At 62.4% G+C, this 17,786-nt stretch carries 16 protein-coding genes; 9 read left to right on the top strand and 7 right to left on the bottom strand.

Annotated elements, in window-relative coordinates:
- Positions 1 to 39: 39 nt before the first annotated feature.
- Positions 40 to 1,569, top strand: coding sequence for a sensor domain-containing diguanylate cyclase (locus FA94_RS26195; protein ID WP_197070245.1), 1,530 nt, complete (start codon positions 40 to 42; stop codon positions 1,567 to 1,569).
- Between the two features lie 23 nt (positions 1,570 to 1,592).
- Here FA94_RS26195 and FA94_RS26190 read toward each other — a convergent pair whose 3' ends face one another.
- Together FA94_RS26190 and FA94_RS26185 are read right to left on the bottom strand one after the other, a co-directional pair.
- Positions 1,593 to 2,849 carry an MFS transporter gene (locus FA94_RS26190; RefSeq protein ID WP_035556690.1) on the bottom strand — a complete coding sequence of 419 codons (1,257 nt, stop codon included), beginning with the start codon at positions 2,847 to 2,849 and terminating at the stop codon, positions 1,593 to 1,595.
- A 9-nt stretch (positions 2,850 to 2,858) separates the two neighbouring features.
- Positions 2,859 to 4,196 carry a glutathionylspermidine synthase family protein gene (locus FA94_RS26185; protein ID WP_035556687.1) on the bottom strand — a complete coding sequence of 446 codons (1,338 nt, stop codon included), beginning with the start codon at positions 4,194 to 4,196 and terminating at the stop codon, positions 2,859 to 2,861.
- A 404-nt stretch (positions 4,197 to 4,600) separates the two neighbouring features.
- Between FA94_RS26185 and FA94_RS26180 the strand changes: the two genes are divergently transcribed.
- Both FA94_RS26180 and FA94_RS26175 read left to right on the top strand, forming a co-directional pair.
- On the top strand, positions 4,601 to 5,323 hold the full coding sequence (locus FA94_RS26180; protein WP_051980756.1) for an autoinducer binding domain-containing protein: 723 nt from the start codon (positions 4,601 to 4,603) through the stop codon (positions 5,321 to 5,323).
- A gap of 10 nt (positions 5,324 to 5,333) precedes the next feature.
- On the top strand, positions 5,334 to 5,912 hold the full coding sequence (locus FA94_RS26175; RefSeq protein WP_051980754.1) for an acyl-homoserine-lactone synthase: 579 nt from the start codon (positions 5,334 to 5,336) through the stop codon (positions 5,910 to 5,912).
- Positions 5,913 to 5,999: 87 nt separating this feature from the next.
- Here the strand turns inward: FA94_RS26175 and FA94_RS26170 are convergent, their stop codons facing one another.
- The 3 genes from FA94_RS26170 to FA94_RS26160 all read right to left on the bottom strand — a co-directional run bounded on the left by FA94_RS26170 (position 6,000) and on the right by FA94_RS26160 (position 8,541).
- Positions 6,000 to 6,323: a VOC family protein gene (locus tag FA94_RS26170; RefSeq protein ID WP_035556684.1), complete on the bottom strand. Its 324-nt coding sequence runs from the start codon at positions 6,321 to 6,323 to the stop codon at positions 6,000 to 6,002.
- Between the two features lie 149 nt (positions 6,324 to 6,472).
- The gene (locus tag FA94_RS26165) at positions 6,473 to 7,873 is read right to left on the bottom strand and encodes a heavy metal sensor histidine kinase (RefSeq protein WP_035556681.1); all 1,401 of its coding nucleotides are present in this window, start codon (positions 7,871 to 7,873) and stop codon (positions 6,473 to 6,475) included.
- Positions 7,870 to 8,541 (bottom strand): heavy metal response regulator transcription factor, encoded by a 672-nt coding sequence (locus FA94_RS26160; RefSeq protein WP_035556678.1) that lies wholly within the window; start codon positions 8,539 to 8,541, stop codon positions 7,870 to 7,872. Before FA94_RS26160 ends, FA94_RS26165 begins: the two co-directional genes overlap by 4 nt.
- A 187-nt stretch (positions 8,542 to 8,728) precedes the next feature.
- Here FA94_RS26160 and FA94_RS26155 point away from each other — a divergent pair, with 187 nt between their 5' ends.
- The 3 genes from FA94_RS26155 (at position 8,729) to FA94_RS26145 (ending at position 10,866) form a co-directional block, all read left to right on the top strand.
- On the top strand, positions 8,729 to 9,361 hold the full coding sequence (locus FA94_RS26155; protein ID WP_035556675.1) for a hypothetical protein: 633 nt from the start codon (positions 8,729 to 8,731) through the stop codon (positions 9,359 to 9,361).
- Between the two features lie 102 nt (positions 9,362 to 9,463).
- Positions 9,464 to 10,090 carry a cytochrome b/b6 domain-containing protein gene (locus tag FA94_RS26150; RefSeq protein ID WP_035556672.1) on the top strand — a complete coding sequence of 209 codons (627 nt, stop codon included), beginning with the start codon at positions 9,464 to 9,466 and terminating at the stop codon, positions 10,088 to 10,090.
- 2 nt (positions 10,091 to 10,092) lie between these two features.
- Complete coding sequence (locus tag FA94_RS26145) at positions 10,093 to 10,866, top strand: molybdopterin-dependent oxidoreductase (protein ID WP_035556669.1); 774 nt, start codon at positions 10,093 to 10,095, stop codon at positions 10,864 to 10,866.
- A gap of 45 nt (positions 10,867 to 10,911) precedes the next feature.
- Here the strand turns inward: FA94_RS26145 and FA94_RS26140 are convergent, their stop codons facing one another.
- Positions 10,912 to 11,847 carry an AraC family transcriptional regulator gene (locus tag FA94_RS26140; protein WP_035556667.1) on the bottom strand — a complete coding sequence of 312 codons (936 nt, stop codon included), beginning with the start codon at positions 11,845 to 11,847 and terminating at the stop codon, positions 10,912 to 10,914.
- Positions 11,848 to 12,223: 376 nt separating this feature from the next.
- Between FA94_RS26140 and FA94_RS26135 the strand changes: the two genes are divergently transcribed.
- The 3 genes from FA94_RS26135 (at position 12,224) to FA94_RS26125 (ending at position 16,403) form a co-directional block, all read left to right on the top strand.
- Positions 12,224 to 13,276, top strand: coding sequence for an NAD(P)-dependent alcohol dehydrogenase (locus tag FA94_RS26135; RefSeq protein WP_035556664.1), 1,053 nt, complete (start codon positions 12,224 to 12,226; stop codon positions 13,274 to 13,276).
- Positions 13,277 to 14,041: 765 nt separating this feature from the next.
- Positions 14,042 to 15,280, top strand: coding sequence for an IS4 family transposase (locus FA94_RS26130; RefSeq protein ID WP_353611449.1), 1,239 nt, complete (start codon positions 14,042 to 14,044; stop codon positions 15,278 to 15,280).
- Between the two features lie 166 nt (positions 15,281 to 15,446).
- Entirely contained in the window at positions 15,447 to 16,403 is a 957-nt protein-coding gene (locus tag FA94_RS26125; RefSeq protein ID WP_035556662.1) for a LysR family transcriptional regulator, read from the top strand.
- Between the two features lie 60 nt (positions 16,404 to 16,463).
- Here FA94_RS26125 and FA94_RS26120 read toward each other — a convergent pair whose 3' ends face one another.
- Complete coding sequence (locus FA94_RS26120; RefSeq protein WP_035556660.1) at positions 16,464 to 17,609, bottom strand: nucleoside hydrolase; 1,146 nt, start codon at positions 17,607 to 17,609, stop codon at positions 16,464 to 16,466.
- Between the last annotated feature and the right edge of the window lie 177 nt (positions 17,610 to 17,786).

The following is a 17,786-nucleotide window of genomic DNA, read 5'->3' as shown; positions in this document are numbered from 1 at the left end:
CCGTCTTAGAATAGCGGCTACTCCGACCCCGAGAATCCCATGCTGGATATGCTCCCGCACGACCCCGCCTCCGCCCCCGCCGCCCGGCAAATCAGCCGCCCCGAAGCAAATCCCCGCGACGCATCGGGCGACGATTTCGAAATGTTCGAACTCGCGCCGGTCTCGCTCTGGCTCGAAGACTTCAGCGGCGTGCGCGCGCTGTTCGACGCGTGGCGTGCCGAAGGCGTCACGGATCTGCGCGCGCATTTCGCCGCGGAGCCGAGCCGGGTCGCCGACTGCGCGCACAGCATCCGCGTGATCAAGGTCAATCAGAAGACGCTGACGCAGTTCGAAGCCGCCGATTTCGACGCGCTTACCGGCAACCTCGCCGCGGTGTTCCGCGACGACATGCTCAAGACCCACCTCGAAGAGCTGTGCCAGTTGTGGGCGGGGCATTCGCAATTCACGAGCCACACGGTCAACTACACGCTCGGCGGCCGCCGCCTCGACGTGCTGCTCAAGGGCGCCGTGCTGCCAGGCCACGAAGCGAACTGGGACCGCGTGCTGGTGTCGGTCGAGGACATCACGGAACTGGAAGGCGCCCGGCATCGCGTGACGCTCGCCGAACAATACGTGCGCGGGTTGTTCGAGCATTCGCCGGTGTCGCTGTGGGTGGAAGACTTCAGCGCGGTCAAGCGTCTGCTCGACGACGCGCGGGCGGCCGGCATCAGCGATTTTCGCGTGTTCACCGACGTGCACCCCGAGTTCGTCGAGCGCTGCATGCAGGAAATCCATGTGCTCGACGTGAACCAGCACACGCTCGACATGTTCGCCGCGAAAGACAAACCCACGCTGCTGGCGCGGCTCGCCGACGTATTCCGCGACGACATGCGGCCGCATTTCCGCGAGCAGTTGATCGACCTGTGGGACAACAAGCTGTTCCAGCAGCGCGAGGTGCTCAACTATTCGCTCGACGGCAGCGAAGTGCATGTGCATCTGCAATTCTCCGTGCTGCCGGGACACGAGAAAAACTGGGACCTGGTGCTGGTGGCGCTGACCGACATCACGGCGCGCAAGAAGGCCGAGGCCTACCTGGAATTCCTCGGCAAGCACGACGTGCTGACCAAGCTGCGCAACCGTTCGTTCTATGTCGATGAACTGAACCGGTTGGAGCGTAAAGGTCCGTGGCCGGTGACCATCATCATGGCCGACCTGAACGGCCTCAAACGCGTCAACGACCAGCTCGGCCATGCCGCCGGCGACGCGCTGTTGCGGCGCGCCGGCGAAGTGCTCGCCAAGGCGATGGATATCCCGTTTCACGCGGCGCGAATTGGCGGCGACGAATTCGCGGTCCTGATGCCGGACACCGACGAACGCGGCGGCGCGGCGATGATCGAGGCGATCCGACAACTGGTGGAGATGAACAACCAGTTTTATCCGGGCGCGCCGCTGAGCTTTTCAATGGGCGCCGCGACCTGCCAGCGCGGCGACCGACTCGAAGCGGGCGTGCAGCGCGCGGATCTGCTGATGTACGAGGAAAAACGCGCGCACTACCAGAACCAGCAGGAAGCGGGCACGCTGGGCGAGTGACGTAGGGAGGCGCGGTGGCACGTTCAGCGCGACCGCGCCAGGTGGCCAGGCGCCCGGCGAACCCGGACGCTCGCCATGACACAGATCAGCACACACAGCACGCCGCCGAGTCCCAGCGCCACGCGCAGTCCGCCAAGCGGTGCGGCCGCCCCGAGCCACAACGCGCTCAGGGCCGGTCCGCCGCGAAAAATCACCCCATACGATCCCAGCACGCGCCCGCGCAGATGCTCCGGCACCGACTGGTGAATCAACGTCTGCGCGCCGATACCGGTCACGACGATCGAAAAACCCATCGCGAAGAAAAGCGCTAACGCGAGCCGGAAATCGCGCGTCAGCGCCAACGCCAACGCACAGAGCGACGCCGCCAGCACGTGGCGCTTGATCAGGCTCGCCACATATCGCGCGCCGTCGCGGCCGCTGAACCAGATGCCGCCCGCCAGCGCCCCGGCGCCCGCCGCGGCAACCAGCGACGCGAAACCACGCGGCCCCTGTCGCAGCAACTGTTCGCTGATGGCCGGCGCCAGCTCCGGAATGCCGCGAATGCACACGGCCGACGCCGCCGTGATCACGAAAACGCCCCTTAAATACGCGACCGACGCGAGGTAGCGAAAGCCGTCCAGCGCGTCGCCGAACCACCGGGCGGACGGCGCCATGGCGGCAGGCATCGGGGCCGCCGGCATGCGCACTAGCACGACGATGAAGACCGCGTAGCTGAGCGCATTCAACCCGAACAGCGCCGCCGTGCCGAACTCGAGCAGCACCGCGCCCGCGACCGCCGGTCCGGCGAAACGCGCGAGATTGAAGCACAGCGAATTGATCGCCACCGCCGACGCAAGGCGCGGTTTCGGCACGAGGCCCGATACCCAGGCCATGCGCGCGGGCTGACACAACGCATTCGCGGTCCCCGAGATCGACGTCGTCACCAGCAGCCAGGCGAGCGACTGGACACCGCCTAGCAACAGACCGCACTGCAGGAGGGCCATGGCCATCGCGACGCATTGGCAGTAAAGCACGACCTTGCGCCGGTCGCAGCGGTCCGCCATCACCCCCGCGAGCGGCGCGAACAGGAGCGTGGGGAACAGATCGGCGAACGCCACGATGCCGAGCCACACGCTCGAATGGCTGGCTTCCCACGCCAGCCAACCGGCGCCGACCCGCTGCAACCATGTTCCGATCAGCGACACGCCGTTGCCGCACGTAAAGCGCCGGAAGTCCCGGCAGGCAAGCGCATCGAAGCGCTTGCCCTGCTGCGTGAACCAGCGTAAAGGAAAAAGTCGCACTCGCCCGGATCAGCGCGTGGCGCGCAGCGAACTCAGCACCGCCATCTTGCGGCCCTCCTGCGCGATGTTGACTTTGCGCGCCCGGCTGACACGCGATCCATAGCCGGCAATTTCGCCGCTGGCAATCGTCACCACCAGATCCCGGAAGCAGGTCTCGCCTTCGACCTCGCATTCCGAGTCGACGAAGCGTTGCACGACGTAGCCCGAAGAAGACGTTTGCATGATCAGGTCAGTCCACGTGGCCGCGTCGTAGTCGCGCCCGACGTGGACCGCCGCGCCGCGCGTGCCGTACGGATGCTTGATGACGAAGTCGTCTTTATTGTTGAGCAGGTCCGCGCGGCTCACGCCGTCGCCGAGTTTGCGGCTCAGCGGCACGAGGGCATGAATCGCCGCGCGCTCGGCGTCGTCGAACAGATAGGCGAAGCGCGGGTCCGACATGACGGCGATACAGAGTTTGTTGTCGCCGATCCAGCGCCCCGCTAGCGACGATGGGATCACCAGTCGCCCTTCCACGACGCTTCGGCAGAAGCGGTCCCATTGTCCGATGTCCTGAAGAGCGCGCTGTACGCCGTATTTCAGGTAGCCAAGTCGAAACGAGGAGTCCGCGTCCTCGAATAGTTGCTCCGGGCTCAGCATGGCGGCGCGTAGGCCGCGCGCCTCCAGCCGCTTCTTCAGGTGAGGCAATTCAAGCATATTGCCGCCCGCGGGATGCAGCAGCGCGATACCTTCGATCGCTTCCATGCCGCGCGCGTCGGCCAGTGCCGAGAGCCAGTCGGCGACCCAATCTTCCCGCTCGAACGCAGAAGGAGCGCCGCCCCACGATTCGATCAACTCCGCGGACCAAGGCGCCTGCCGCCAATAGCGGTTGATCATGCCGGCGTACACGATGCCGCCCGGCGCGTTCGCATTGAATTCGATGATTTTCAACTGCGCCAGGCTGCGCCCCATCAGATCGAAACGGCACAGATCGATCCGGTTGTTCGATGGCTGCGCGTCTTCCTTGATCCAGCGGTTCAGCGGCTTCGGAATGTCGAGAAAGTGCTGGAGGTTCTTGTCGGTCCGGTACGTGGCGACGATCTTCTGCAACGCGTCGAATACCGTTTTTATTTGCGCCGACAGCACTTCTTCTGTCGCGGCGTGAAGCGCGCAAAAACCCGACATGACCGGATAAGCGCGCGACTGATCGCCTTCGAAGCTCATCGATAACCGGTCCTGGATCGCGCGTTCCTGTACGTAGGCGTAGGCCCGATTCAGTTCGGCCTTCGATTGATCCTGTCCCAACGTGATCCAGTCTTTCTCGGGATCAAAAACAGGAAAATCGCCACTTCCTGAGAACGATTCAAGCATTGCAGACTCCTTTGTTTGAAATGCGCCAGCTATCTATAGCCACGACATGGCGCGCGGATGACAACCCGTCCCGACCGATCTGCCTGCACAAACAATTACATGAACCTGGTCCTGAGAAAGCTCCCATCTTTGGTAGGGTCGATCGCGGAATCGGCGTGGTTGCCGCCGAAAATTGCCATGCCTTTCTTTCGCCACTCCGCCCGCGAGCGCGCCCTTATGTCGCGCTCCGGCAATTGGCAGGAAACGCCCCGCTGTCCGCTAATCCATCCCCATTCGCCTTTACTATGCGTAATCGTGCAGGGGGAACCGTTGGCGTCGGTCGGCTTCGTATCGCCCCCCAGTCAAGAGTCCGAACTAATTCTTATGCGTTCTGTCTGTAAACACATTTGAAAGCGGAGCTAGCGATGTGCCCTGACCCCTCCGGATGGTGGAACGATCTCTTCTTCAAACTGCAGAACTGCGAGCAGATCGACCACGCGCTCACCGTGCTGTCGCGTGCATCACAAGACCTTGGGTTTGCGTATTGCGCGTTCGGTTATCACAATCGCCCGCCCTTTCATTTCAGGAACGTCGTGATCAAGAGTTCCTATCCCACGCCGTGGGTATCGCGCTACCTCGATCAGCACTATCTGGAGATCGATCCGATCGCGAGACTCGACGTCAGGGACCTGACGCCCACCGTCTGGAACGACGACCTTTTCAGCGACGCCCAACCCTTATGGGACGAAGCCCGCTCCGCGGGACTGCGAGTCGGCATCTCCCAGCCTTGCTGGGACGCGCGCGGACGGTGCGGCGTGTTCTCCCTCGCGCGCGATTACCCGGCCCTCGGTTGCCACGAGATACAAGCGCTGCGACCGTACCTTGCCGCACTCAGCCATCTGTCGATGACGTGTGTGAGCACCATTGCCGACCGACAGCGGGACGACACAACTGAAATCAATCTCACCCGGCGTGAAATTGAAATCCTTCGCTGGACCGCCGACGGCGGATCCGCCAAAAGCATCTCCAACGCGTTGGATATCTCGGCCGATACCGTGAACTTTCATTTGAAAAACTGTATGAGAAAACTCAACGCGTCATCCAAGGTCGCGGCCGCCGCGTATGCGATCGCCTACGGTTATCTATAGAGAGCGGGTCATGGACGAAATTGCGATCGTCACGATGGACAATCTCAGCCCCATCGCCAGACGGCAGCTTGGCCGATACCGGCATGCGGTATTCGTCGAACACATGCAATGGGATTTGCCGTCCGCCGGAAACCCGGCCAGGGAAGAGTGGGATGAATTCGACCGCAACGACACCACCCATGTCATCGGGTACACCGAGACCCGGCAGATCTGCGGCTACACACGCCTGCTGCCCACCACGCGGCCTTATCTGCTGGCTGAGGTGTTTCCCGATCTGTTGTCCGCACCGCTGGCCGGCGATGCTCGCATATGGGAAATGTCGCGCTTCACCACGTTACATGCCGACGTGGCGATCGACCTGGAGCGAATGCGTCAACTGCTGCGGATCGTTTTTCAATACGCGACCTGCTTAGGAATTCAACGCCTGATCGGCGTCGCCCCGGTCGGAATGACGCGGCTCTACCGCCGGCTAGGGCTGGTGCTGCGCGCCATGGGTCCAGTGGACACGGCGCGCGGAGATAGCCTGGCGGCATTTTCTCTCGACGTGGACCGGGCCGGATTGACGCTGCTGTGCGATCGATCGGCCTGACCCTCTCGACACAACGCGATGAACGACCTTGAAGTGCTGAGTCCGGGCGGTCACCGCGTGGTCATGGCCAACGCAATGCCGCCTGCCTCAGCTTCGATCCGCGCGGACCGCGTGGCCATAAGTACTCTCGATACGCCGATCCTGTTCCTGCGCCGAAAAGTGCTCCCATTCGAGGCCGTTCACGTCGACGCTCTTCGTGAAGCCCTCGGCCGCGTCGTCCTCAAAGCCGATGTGGCGCAATTGGCCCGCTTTTTCCGGCGTCATGTTGATCGAGAAGTTGAGCAGATCGGTACGCCACATGGCGTACTGACCGGACACCACCGCGGTGGGCGCTTGCCCGAGACGCAGGCTGTAGTCGGCAATCGAAGTGTCAAGGTCGGCGACCGCAAGGGCTATGTGAAACCGCTTCATGGTGTTCTCTCCGGATAGGGGAAATGGGTCACACCATCGTATCGAGAGCGGAAAGCGGTAGCCAGTTGCGCAATCATCCCGGTATCGACGTTACCCGCCATGCGCTGAAATACGCCCGCGCGGTCGTTAGATGGTTGGCCCGTTCGCGATCAGGCACGCGGAAAGCGCAATTCGAAGCGCACCACGCCGGGCGCGGGACAAGCCGCCTGTGCGGCGCCGCCATGCAGATGCATGATCGCCTTGACGATGGCGAGCCCCAGCCCGCTCGATTCGGTGAACTCGCTGCGCGCCGCATCCGCCCGGTAGAAACGATCGAACAGCCGGTGCAACTGATCCTCCGGAATCGGTGCACCGTCGTTCTCCACCACCACGGTCGCGCCCGTTTCGTCGTTTGCGCCGCTCAAGCGCACCACCGTGTTGGGCGCTCCATATCTCACCGCATTCACGACCAGATTGTTGATCGCGCGCCGGCACAGCATCGGATCGGCGGAGACTGATCCGGTCGCCTCGATCGTGAAGCGCATGCCGCGCTCGTCGGCGAGACCTTCGAAATAGTCGGCGATTCTGACGAGTTCCTCACGCAGGTCGACCGTTTCCCGATCGACCGACAGCGCCGCATGATCCGCGTGCGCCAGAAACAGAATGTTCTCGGCAATGTGACTCAGGCGGTTCAGCTCTTCCAGATTCGATTCGAGCACCTGCTGATACTCGTCGGGCTCGCGGGGTTTCGCGAGTGTGACCTGGGTCTGGCCGATCAGCGCGCCGATCGGCGTGCGGATTTCATGCGCCAGATCGGCGGAAAACTGCGACAAGCGCTGATACCCATCCGCGAGACGGTCGAGCATCGCGTTGAACGCGTGCGTGAGCTGGCGCAACTCGACCGGCGCGGCGTCGCTGTCGAGCCGCACCGCGAGGCTCGCCGGACTGATCTGCGCGGCGCGCGTGGCGATCTCGCGCACCGGCCGCAACGCGCGGCGCAACACGTAGTAAGCGAGCAGCGTGGACGCCAGCATGCCGCACAGCGTGGCCAGCAGGATGCGGTTGCGATACGCCGCGAGCATGCGCACTTCCTGGGTCATCGGATGCGCGGCAATCACTTCGACTTCGGCGCCGTCCTCGCGCGCCTTGGCTGTCGCGATCGCCCAATGCACCGGCACGCCGTCCGCCAGCACGGTGCGGCGAATCTCGGCGAAGGTCGGCAGGCGGCCCGACGGCGCGGCCTGCAACGGCGGCACCGCGATGCCAGCCGGATTGACGTCGATAAACGGCGTCTCGTTGGGCCGGCGAAACAGCAGCACGTCCGCCTCTCCGCCCAACATGGTTTCGAACAGTAGCGGGCGCTCCTTCAATTCGCTGACGGAATACATATCCTGAACGATACGGCTGAAGTGCTCGACACGGCCGGTCAGCACGACGTCGGCGCGGCGCTCCAGCGATACTTCGGCGGAGTGATAGAAATACGCGCCGAGCGTGCCGATCACCACGCAGGCAATCGACGCGAACAGCACCGTGGTGCGCGCCGTCAGTGACCGCTCGGCCCACCAGCTCATGAGCCGTCGCCGAACGTGTAGCCGATGCTGCGCACCGTGTGGATCAGCTTCTTCTCGAACGGATGATCGACCTTGGCGCGCAGCCGTTTGACGGCGACGTCCACCACATTCGTATCGCTGTCGAAATTCATATCCCACACTTCAGAGGCGATCTGCGTGCGCGACAGCGCTTCGCCCTGACGTCGCACCAGCAGGTGCAACAGCATGAATTCCTTATTGGTCAGCGCAATCTCCACGCCTTCGCGCGTCACCTTGCGACGCAGCACGTCGAGCTTGAGGTCGGCGATCTCGAACACGTCGCTTTCGCGGATCACGCCGCGCCGCAGCAGCGTGCGAATGCGCAGTACGAGTTCGGTGAACGAAAACGGCTTGACCAGATAGTCGTCCGCGCCGAGTTCGAGACCGCGAATGCGATCGCTGACGTGGTCGCGCGCGGTCAGGAAAATGACCGGCAGATCGCGTCGCGCCCGCAGCGCGCGCATGATTTCCCAACCGTCGATGCCGGGCAGCATCACGTCCAGCACCACCAGTTCATACGTCTGTTCGAGGGCCATGTGCAGACCGTCCGTGCCGGTGCGGGCGAGATCGACCGCATAGCCGCTCTCGCGCAAACCCTTCTTCAGGTAGTCGCCGGTTTTCGGATCGTCTTCAATGACGAGAATGCTCATAGGGCTGACGCGCGCTGGAAACGCCGGACAGATAGATAGGTAACGACCATTCTACGTGGCGCGGGCCACCCCGTTCATGACGTTTTTGTCATCCGCCGGTCACCCGGCTGAGCCGATCGCGCGCCTAATCTGCCCCCATCGCCGCGCCTGTCGCGGCTTCCCTTGCTCACCCACCTGGAGTCGTTCCATGAAGATCGTTTCCGCGAAGGCACTGCGCGTGCTCGTCGCCCCGGCGTTCGTCGCCGCCGCGCTGCTCGCCGCCGGACCCGCCGCGCAAGCCCAGAGCGCCGCGCCCACCGGCGTGCGCGGCACCGTCACGTCGCTGTCGGGCGACCTGCTCAAGGTCCACACGCGCGACGGCAAGGACGTCGACGTGAAGCTCGCCAAAGACACGCCGATTCGCGGCGTCACGCTCGCCAACGTGAACGACATCAAGCCGGACAGCTATGTCGGCACCGCCGCGATTCCGCAGGCCGACGGCACGCTGAAGGCGCTCGAAGTCCACGTGTTTCCGGCCAGCATGCGCGGTAGCGGCGAAGGCCACCGCCCGTGGGATCTGGGCGGCAACAGCTCGATGACCAACGGCACCGTCGGCTCGCTCGTGGTCAGCAACGGCCGCACGATCACCGTGAAGTACAAGGACGGTGAAAAGAAAATCGTGATTCCGCCGGACGTGCCGATCGTCAACCTGCAACCGGGCGACCGTTCGCTGCTGGTGCCGGGCGCGAAGGTCGTGCTGTTCGCCCACAAGGAAGCGGACGGTTCGATGGCCGCCAACTTCATCTCCGCGGGCGTCAACGGCGTCACGCCGCCGATGTAATACGGCGCGACCGTATCGCTTCAACTGCTTGAGCGGCCGCGTCCTGTCACGACGCGGCTTTCCGTTTCCCGTTCGCCCCGTCATCGCCGTCATTGCCGCGCCATGCCCGAAACACGCCAGCGTCAACTCGTTCACCCGCTCGTCGTCCGCGTCACCCATTGGATCAACGCGTTTGCGATGGTCTGTATGGTGATGAGCGGCTGGGCTATCTACAACGCGTCGCCGTTTTTCCCGTTCCGGTTTCCCGCGTGGGCGACGGTCGGCGGCTGGCTTGGCGGTTCGATTGCGTGGCATTTCGCGGCCATGTGGCTGCTGTGCACGAACGGGCTGCTGTATCTGGCGTATGGGATTGGACGCGGGCATTTCCGCCGCAAGCTGTTGCCGGTTTATCCGCGCGACGTGGTGCATGACGCGGCATTGGCGCTGCGCTTCAAACTGCCGCACGACACCGGCCGCTACAACGCGGTGCAGCGTGCGCTCTATCTGCTGGTGCTGTCGCTCGGCGTGCTGCTGGTGGCGTCGGGACTGTCGATCTGGAAGCCGGTGCAGTTCTCATGGTTGACCGCGCTATTCGGCGGTTTCGATTTCGCGCGGCGCGTGCATTTCGTCGCCATGGCGGGCGTGGTCGGATTTGTCGTCGTGCATCTGGCGCTCGTGCTGCTGGTGCCGCGCACCTTGCTGCCCATGCTCACCGGCCACGCCAAACCCTCTGCTCACGAAGGAACCTAGGCATGAGCGCATCCCGTCCCGACGAGGCGCGCCGCTCGCCGATCGTCCTCAGCGATCATCAGCCGCAAATCGAACGTTTGCAGCGGCGCCTGTTTCTGCGCTCGTCGCTGTCGATCGGCGCACTCGCCATGCTGTCCGGCTGCAACATGCAGGACGGCGATTCGGTCGACAAGGTGCTGTGGGCCATGTCGCGCTGGAACGATCGCGTGCAAGGCTGGCTGTTCGACCGCAACAAGCTCGCGCCGACCTATTCGGCGCACGAAATCACCGACCCGTTTCCGTTCAACGCGTTCTATCCCGAGTTCGATGCGCCGGATGTGGACGGCTCGACCTATCAGCTCGAAGTGTCGGGCCTGGTCACGGACAAGCGCAGCTGGAATCTCGATCAGTTGCGCGCGTTGCCGCAGGCTTCGCAGATCACGCGCCACATCTGCATTGAAGGATGGAGCGCGATCGGCCAATGGCGCGGCGTGCCGTTCCGTACTTTTCTGGAGCGCATCGGCGCCGATCTGAGCGCGCGCTATGTCGGCTTCAAGTGTGCGGACCGTTACTATTCGAGCCTAGATATGGCGACGGCCCTGCATCCGCAAACGCAACTCACGCTCGACTTCCGCGATGCCCCGTTGCCTGCGAAATACGGTTACCCGCTGAAACTGCGGGTGCCGACCAAACTCGGCTTCAAGAACCCGAAGCACATCGCGGCGATCTTCGTGACCAACACGAACCCTGGCGGCTATTGGGAAGACCAGGGGTACAACTGGTTCAGCGGCTTGTAGCAGTTTGTAGCCGTTGCAACCGCAACCATCAAATCACGAACGCGCCTAAACGGCGGTCACGTAACGTGCCACCGGCTTCACCACACGCGGCGTGGGCGGATCGTAGACGGTGCGCATGCGTTTGACCTCATCGACCGGACTCAGGCCGAACAGCCGCTTGAACTCGCGGCTGAATTGCGACGCGCTTTCATAACCGACGCGCGCCGCGGCCGCGCCCGCGCTCAACCCGTCCTGCACCATCAGCAAGCGCGCGTGATGCAAACGCGTGGTCTTCACGTATTGCATCGGCGAGGTGGCGGTGACCGCTTTGAATTGCGCGTGGAACACCGCGAGGCTCATGCCGGCTTCGGCGGCCAGCGTATCCACGTCGAGCTCGCCGTAGTAGTCGGCATGAATTCGCCGCAGCGCCTTGGCAATGCGCCCGAAATGATTCTGATGCGTCAGCGCCGCGCGGATCGCATCGCCCTGCTCGCCGGTCAACACCCGATAGCAGATTTCGCGGACCACACCGGGCGCGAGAATGCGCGCGTCGAGCGGCGACGCCAGCGCTTCCATCAAGCGTTGCACCGCATTCGACAAAGCCGGGTCGAGCGACGTCGAATAGACGCCGAGCGGTTCGTTCTGCGCCGCGCCTTGCGTTTCGTTCAACGCCATCAGCAACTCGGCCACCATGGTCAGATCGACGCGGACCGAGATCGCGAGGAACGGTGTCTCCGGACTCGCCTCGGTTTCGCACTCGAACGGCAGCGGCACCGACAGCACCAGATACTGTTGCGCGTCGTACTGGAACACCTGGTCGCCGAGATAACCGCGTTTTCTGCCCTGACAAACAATCACGATGCTCGGCTCATACATGACCGGCATGCGCGGCATCGGACTATTGGCGCGCATCAGATTGACGCCTTCCAGCGTGGAGCGCGTAAAGCCTGGAGTCGGCGCCAGCAGGTCGAACAGTTCGACCATGCGCGGGGCCGCGAGCATGCTGGCGACGGGATCAGAAGCGAGATCAGAAGCGGGACCAGAAGCGGAACTTGACATGACGGTATAGTGACGTTCAAGAGAATAATGCTTGAAATTTAGCACTAAACGACCTACTGCGCTCTCCGCCAGGAGTTTTAGGCAAATCTTCAAGACATTCAGGTATTCCCCGGTTCAGGGTCGGCTCCTAAGATGGGAACCCTGCCGGATCGAGTTTTTCCGCACCACGTTGGGCTCGGTTGTCAATTCACTGCTTCGGCGAATTCGTCGACCACCGCTGGCGCTGTGATCCCGGCTCAAGACAAGGCTGTCTGTGGCGACTCCACGCGTCGCCTGAGGGCATCGCCTTGTGACATCACCCTCTTTGCTGGAGCTACCCATGAGCACGACTTACGCCTATGCAGCGACCGACGCTACCGCGCCGCTCGCTCCGTTCGAAATCCAGCGCCGCGAACTGCGCGCCCATGACGTGCAGATGGAAGTCCTGTTTTGCGGCGTGTGCCATTCCGACTTGCATCAGGCGCGCAACGAATGGAAGAACACGGTTTTCCCGGTGGTACCCGGACATGAGATTGTCGGCCGCGTCAGCGCGGTGGGTCCGGACGTCACGAAGTACAAGGTCGGCGATCTGGTTGGCGTGGGTTGCCTGGTCGATTCGTGCCGCACGTGTGCGAGTTGCGAGGAAGATCTCGAGCAGTATTGCGAGAACGGCTGGGTGGGCACGTATAACGGTGTCGACCGTGTGGATGGCCAGATCACTTACGGCGGTTATTCGACGCAACTCGTGGTCGACGAAGAATTCACGCTGCGGGTACCGGAGAATCTCGACCCGGCGGGTGTGGCGCCGTTGCTGTGCGCGGGCATTACCACGTACTCGCCGTTGCGTACCTGGGGCGCTGGTCCTGGCAAGAAGGTCGGGATTGTCGGCCTCGGCGGACTGGGCCATATGGGTGTGAAGCTGGCGCATGCGATGGGTGCGCATGTGGTGCTGTTCACGACGTCGCCGTCGAAGATTGAAGATGCGAAGCGGTTGGGCGCGGATGAGGTGGTGATTTCGAAGAATGCGCAGGAGATGGAAGCGCATACCAACAGCTTCGATTTCATTCTGAATACGGTGGCGGCGCAGCACGATCTGAATCCGTTTTTGAATCTGCTGAAGCGGGATGGGACGATGACGCTGGTGGGTGCGCCCGAGCACGATCATCCGTCGCCGCAGGTGTTCAATCTGATCTTCAAGCGTCGCCGGTTGGCTGGGTCGTTGATTGGTGGGATTGCCGAGACGCAGGAAATGTTGGACTTCTGCGGTGAGCATGGGATTACTTCCGATGTCGAAGTAATTGCTATGCAGGGGATTAATGAGGCTTATGAGCGGATGCTGAAGAGTGATGTCAAGTATCGGTTTGTGATTGATCTGGATTCCTTGCGGAAGTAATTTTTTGCGGGTTTTTTCGCTCGTGGCCGCGGGGGTTTTTTTGCCTGCGGCGCGGGTGTTTGGTTTGTTTTTTCTGTTGTTGTACTTCACTGCGCTTGCTTGCCTCGGTGCTTGCGGTGTTGGCCTTTCCTTGCTTTCTTAGTGGTCTATTAGCGATCCCCCTGTGCGGGGGGCACCTACTTCTCTTTGCCGCGGCAAAGAGAAGTAGGCAAGAGAAAGCCGCTCACACCGCTAATTCTTAAGCGGGTCCCCCGCGCAGCCACGGTAGTGGCTCATCTGGAATCCGTGTCCTCGCGCATTCGACGCTAGTGACACAGCAGTCATCCATCCGGCAGCGCTGCGCGTGCCGAACGGTAAGTCAAAAACATCGGGACACGCGTCGGTCTACCGACGCATTACGGCGCCTCGCCGAGGCGAAGCCGACGGCCCGCGCGCGCGAAAACGAAGCCCCTGATTTCAATGCAGACCGCTCTGACGAGCGCAAGGCGCGAGTCAGGATGTATGACGGCTTTGTCACGAGAGCGGAGTGTGCGAGAGCGCGGATTCCAGATGCACCACTGCCGGTGGTGAACCACGAAGCCCGCTTAATAGTTAGCGGTGTGAGCGGCTTTCTCTTGCCTACTTCTCTTTGCCGCGGCAAAGAGAAGTAGGTGCCGCCCCGCACAGCAATGCTCTCAACTTAAGCCCCAAAGTGCTTGTAAACGAGGCATTGCCCCTGTAAACTTCATCACATAACTCACTGATAAATCAACGATATGAACTCAAATACCAGCGTCCTCGCGGCTTCTGGCTGAGTTCTCCGATTTCCTGCTCGATCCGGCGCTCGCCGATCGCGTGCGTCGTTCTCCCACCGCCTTTACCCGCAATCGCACACTGACCTTGCCGCGCATGGCCGCGCTGATGATGTCGGGCATGTGTGCCAGCGTGCAGACCGAGCTCGACGCGCTGTTTGGCGCACTGGGTGAGCACGGCGCACGCAGCCGCGCCGTCAGTGCGCAGGCGTTCAGCAAGGCCCGACGCGGACTGTCGGCCGACCTGTTCGAACTGGCCCGCGCCCGCCTGATTTCGCTGGCTCAACCCCATATCGATTCGATGCGCTGGCACGGCCTGAGGCTGGTCGCCGCTGACGGCAGCCGCCTGCGCGTGGGCACGCGTCGCGGCCATGAACTGCGCGCCGATCACTACGCGTTTGCACTGTTTCTGCCGGGCTCCGAGCTGACCCTGCACGCGGCGCTTCATCCCGCCGACGGCGCCGAGCGGCAGATGCTGTTCGAAGCGCTGGACGTGCTGCAGCCGCGTACCGATCTGCTGCTGCTCGATCGCGGCTACATCGGCAACACGATGGTGGCGGCGCTGGCACAGCGCGATATTGAGTTCTGCATGCGCGTCGACGCACGTAACTGGAAGTGCGTCACCGCCTTTGCCCGCAGCGGTAAAACCGAGCATGTGGTGACACTGGAAGCGCCTGGCGAGCAGGATGCCCGCGACTATGAACTGATGCGCAGGCCGACTACCGTACGCCTGATCCGGGACGTCACCCCAAGCGGTCGAGTGCGTGTGCTGATGACCTCGCTGCTGGACAGCGAGCGTTACCCGGCTGCATCGTTCGGCGCGCTCTATCATCAGCGCTGGCGCGTCGAAGAAGCGTTCAAACGCCTGAAACACCGGCTGCGACTGGAAGCCGTCACGGGCCTCGATTACCTGGCATTGCAGCAGGACTTCGGCGCAAAAATCCTCGCTGACAATCTTTGCACATTGCTCAGCGAGCTTGATGCGCCGCACGATGACGGGCACGCCAGCCGGCCTAATCGGGTGTACGCACTGGGCGCACTCAAGCCGATCCTCGGCGGGTGCCTGCTGCGTGTCCGACACTGCCTGGACCGCCTCGCCGGTGTGCTGGACGTGATCCGCCTGACCCGATGCCGGGTACAGCCGTCACGCTCTTATCCAAGACCACCAAGAAAAGCCAAGCCCCACTTCCATCTCGCGTACAAACTCGCTTGATGCAGTGGGGCTTAAGTTGAGAGCATTGCCCCGCACAGGGGCAACGCTAATAGACCACCGTGAACACAAGGAAAGGCCAACACCAAAAACCCACCACCCCGCCAGGCAGGCAGGCAGGCAGGCAGGCAGGCAAAAAAACCACCATTTCCGACTGGAGCAAAAAACCATGATCGACAGAATAACTGCAATGCGCACATTCATCCGCATCGTGGACACGAACAGCTTCACCCGCGCAGCGGAGTCGTTAAACATCCCACGAGCAACAGCAACGACAACAGTCCAGAACCTGGAAGCCCTGCTAGGCACAGCCCTACTAGCCCGCACAACGCGGCGCCTGAGCGTGACCCCAGAAGGCGCGGCCTACTACGAACGCTGCACACAAATCCTGGCCGACATAGACGACATGGAAGCCAGCATCCGCCACGCAACGGACAACCTGACCGGCCGCCTGCGCATCGAAATGCCCGGCGCGGTAGCCAGCGCCATCGTCCTCCCAGCACTGGAAAACTTCCACACCCGTTACCCAAATCTCGACCTGGCCATCAGCATCAGCAACCGCACCGTCGACCTGATCTCGGAAGCGATCGACTGCAGCATCCAGCTCGGCGAATTGCCCGACTCGAACCTCGTCGCGCGTAACCTGGGCACGCTCGAACACGTCACCTGCGCCAGCCCCGCGTACCTCGCCCGCTACGGCACACCCACCGATCTCGACGATCTGCGCGGACACGTCGCGGTCAACTGCATGTCGCCGCATAACGGCCGTGAAGTGGATTTCGATTTCGAAGTGGACGGCGAAGCGCAACAGGTCAAGGTGAAAGGCTTCGTCAAAGTCAGCGACGAACAGGCCTACCTCATCTGCGGACTGCAAGGCCTCGGCCTGATCCAGCCCGCGCGGATCGCGGCGCAACCCTACCTCGACTCAGGCCTGTTGCGCGAAGTCCTGCCGCAATGGCAACCGGTGCCGATGCCGGTCGCCGTCGCCTATGTGAAAAATCGCCGCGTGTCGCGGCGCGTGCGCGCCTTCGTCGACTGGCTCGCGGAGTTGTTCGAACAGGCCGAACACGTCGACCAGGACCTCACCCGCGTACGACAATTGCTGCGCGGCCTGCATCCCGCCTGAGGCGGTGTCGATGCAGGTCCGCAGCGGCACGCAACAACACGTAACACACTCAACAATCGATCAGTTCGGCAGCGTCAGCGGCACCGGCCGCGTCAACAGATCCACGTAGAAATTGAAAAAGCCCGGATTGTCGAAGCGCTTGACGACCGTCATCTTCTGCAAGCCCGCCGGCGGCAAACTCGTATAACCCGTAGCCTTGCCGTCATTGGCGCCGAAGCTCATATCCACATCCACCCATTCATCCACGGTTTGCGTGGCGAACGAAGGATTCATCAGATACGCGAGCGTCAACGTGTCCCAGATGTTCGTGGTGTAGTTCGGATTCGTCTCGAAGCCGTTCTTGCCATCGTAACCATAGCCGTTCAACGTCTTGAACAATTGCGTGATGATGGTCTGCTTCGCCGGATCATGCGCGACACGATCGTATAGCGCCTTGTCCATCTTCACGGTGTCCGTCACGTCGAGCGGAATCACCACCTGTTTGATCGGCAAATGCAACACGGCCTTCGCCGCTTCCGGATCGAACCACCAGTTGAATTCCGCCGTGGGCGTGGTATTACCCGGTACGTCGATCGCACCGCCCATGTAGATGATCTGCTTGATCAGCGGCACGATCTCGGGATGCTGCCGCGTAGCCAGCGCGATATTGGTCAGCGGGCCGATCGCCAGAATCGTCACTTCGCCCGGGTTCTGCCTGACCGAATCGACAATGAAATCAACCGCGCTTTTGCTCTGCACTTTGGTGTGCGTCGCGAAGCCGTCCGGCGGCGCGACAAGGTCGCTGTCCGATTTCGGCTCGGGGTTATTCCACGCGCCGAGATAGCCGTCGCCACCGGGGAATTGCTTCTGCTCGGCCTGAATGGTCGCGAAGTCGTGCGACAGCGCGTAATTGGCGCCGGCATACACGCCGATCTGTTTCTCGACACCCAGACGCTCGACCGATTTCAACGCGTCGGCAACGCCCTGCTTCAACCATTGATTGCCGGACACGACCGTAATGCCCAGCACGTTCAGCGAACCCTGCGCCTGCAGTTGCGCCGCCATCACGCCGAGCTGACCGTCATCGCTCAGGGTGTTGTAGTCGCTATCGATAATCACTTTCGGTGCAGCGCTGGATGCAGTCAGGCTGTTGCCGCCGCACGCGGAAACGGCCAGAACGGCCGTCACGCTTGCCACGCACGTCATTGCTACAAGAAGTCTTTTCATTGATGTCTCTTATTTTTGATCGCAACATTGCGCGAGCCGGCGGCAACAATGCCGCCCCGGCGAGGACGAACAGGTCCCCGCACGGTGACGCGCGTAGCTGGATTTTTTGTGGAAGCGCATGCGCGTCGCCTGACGCGCATGGCGGTCGATGCCGCCGCCACGGCACACACTCCGTGG

The sequence above is a fragment of the Burkholderia sp. 9120 genome (genome assembly GCF_000745015.1).
Taxonomy (GTDB): domain Bacteria; phylum Pseudomonadota; class Gammaproteobacteria; order Burkholderiales; family Burkholderiaceae; genus Paraburkholderia.
This window is presented reverse-complemented; position numbering and strand designations above follow the sequence as displayed.

Bases quoted from the DNA above. Each gene is read 5' to 3' on its own strand.
- FA94_RS26195 (WP_197070245.1), top strand. From the start codon at position 40: ATGCTGGATATGCTCCCGCACGACCCCGCCTCCGCCCCCGCCGCCCGG.
- FA94_RS26185 (WP_035556687.1), bottom strand. From the start codon at position 4,196: ATGCTTGAATCGTTCTCAGGAAGTGGCGATTTTCCTGTTTTTGATCCC.
- FA94_RS26180 (WP_051980756.1), top strand. From the start codon at position 4,601: ATGTGCCCTGACCCCTCCGGATGGTGGAACGATCTCTTCTTCAAACTG.
- FA94_RS26175 (WP_051980754.1), top strand. From the start codon at position 5,334: ATGGACGAAATTGCGATCGTCACGATGGACAATCTCAGCCCCATCGCC.
- FA94_RS26170 (WP_035556684.1), bottom strand. From the start codon at position 6,323: ATGAAGCGGTTTCACATAGCCCTTGCGGTCGCCGACCTTGACACTTCG.
- FA94_RS26165 (WP_035556681.1), bottom strand. From the start codon at position 7,873: ATGAGCTGGTGGGCCGAGCGGTCACTGACGGCGCGCACCACGGTGCTG.
- FA94_RS26160 (WP_035556678.1), bottom strand. From the start codon at position 8,541: ATGAGCATTCTCGTCATTGAAGACGATCCGAAAACCGGCGACTACCTG.
- FA94_RS26155 (WP_035556675.1), top strand. From the start codon at position 8,729: ATGAAGATCGTTTCCGCGAAGGCACTGCGCGTGCTCGTCGCCCCGGCG.
- FA94_RS26150 (WP_035556672.1), top strand. From the start codon at position 9,464: ATGCCCGAAACACGCCAGCGTCAACTCGTTCACCCGCTCGTCGTCCGC.
- FA94_RS26145 (WP_035556669.1), top strand. From the start codon at position 10,093: ATGAGCGCATCCCGTCCCGACGAGGCGCGCCGCTCGCCGATCGTCCTC.
- FA94_RS26140 (WP_035556667.1), bottom strand. From the start codon at position 11,847: ATGCTCGCGGCCCCGCGCATGGTCGAACTGTTCGACCTGCTGGCGCCG.
- FA94_RS26135 (WP_035556664.1), top strand. From the start codon at position 12,224: ATGAGCACGACTTACGCCTATGCAGCGACCGACGCTACCGCGCCGCTC.
- FA94_RS26125 (WP_035556662.1), top strand. From the start codon at position 15,447: ATGATCGACAGAATAACTGCAATGCGCACATTCATCCGCATCGTGGAC.
- FA94_RS26120 (WP_035556660.1), bottom strand. From the start codon at position 17,609: ATGAAAAGACTTCTTGTAGCAATGACGTGCGTGGCAAGCGTGACGGCC.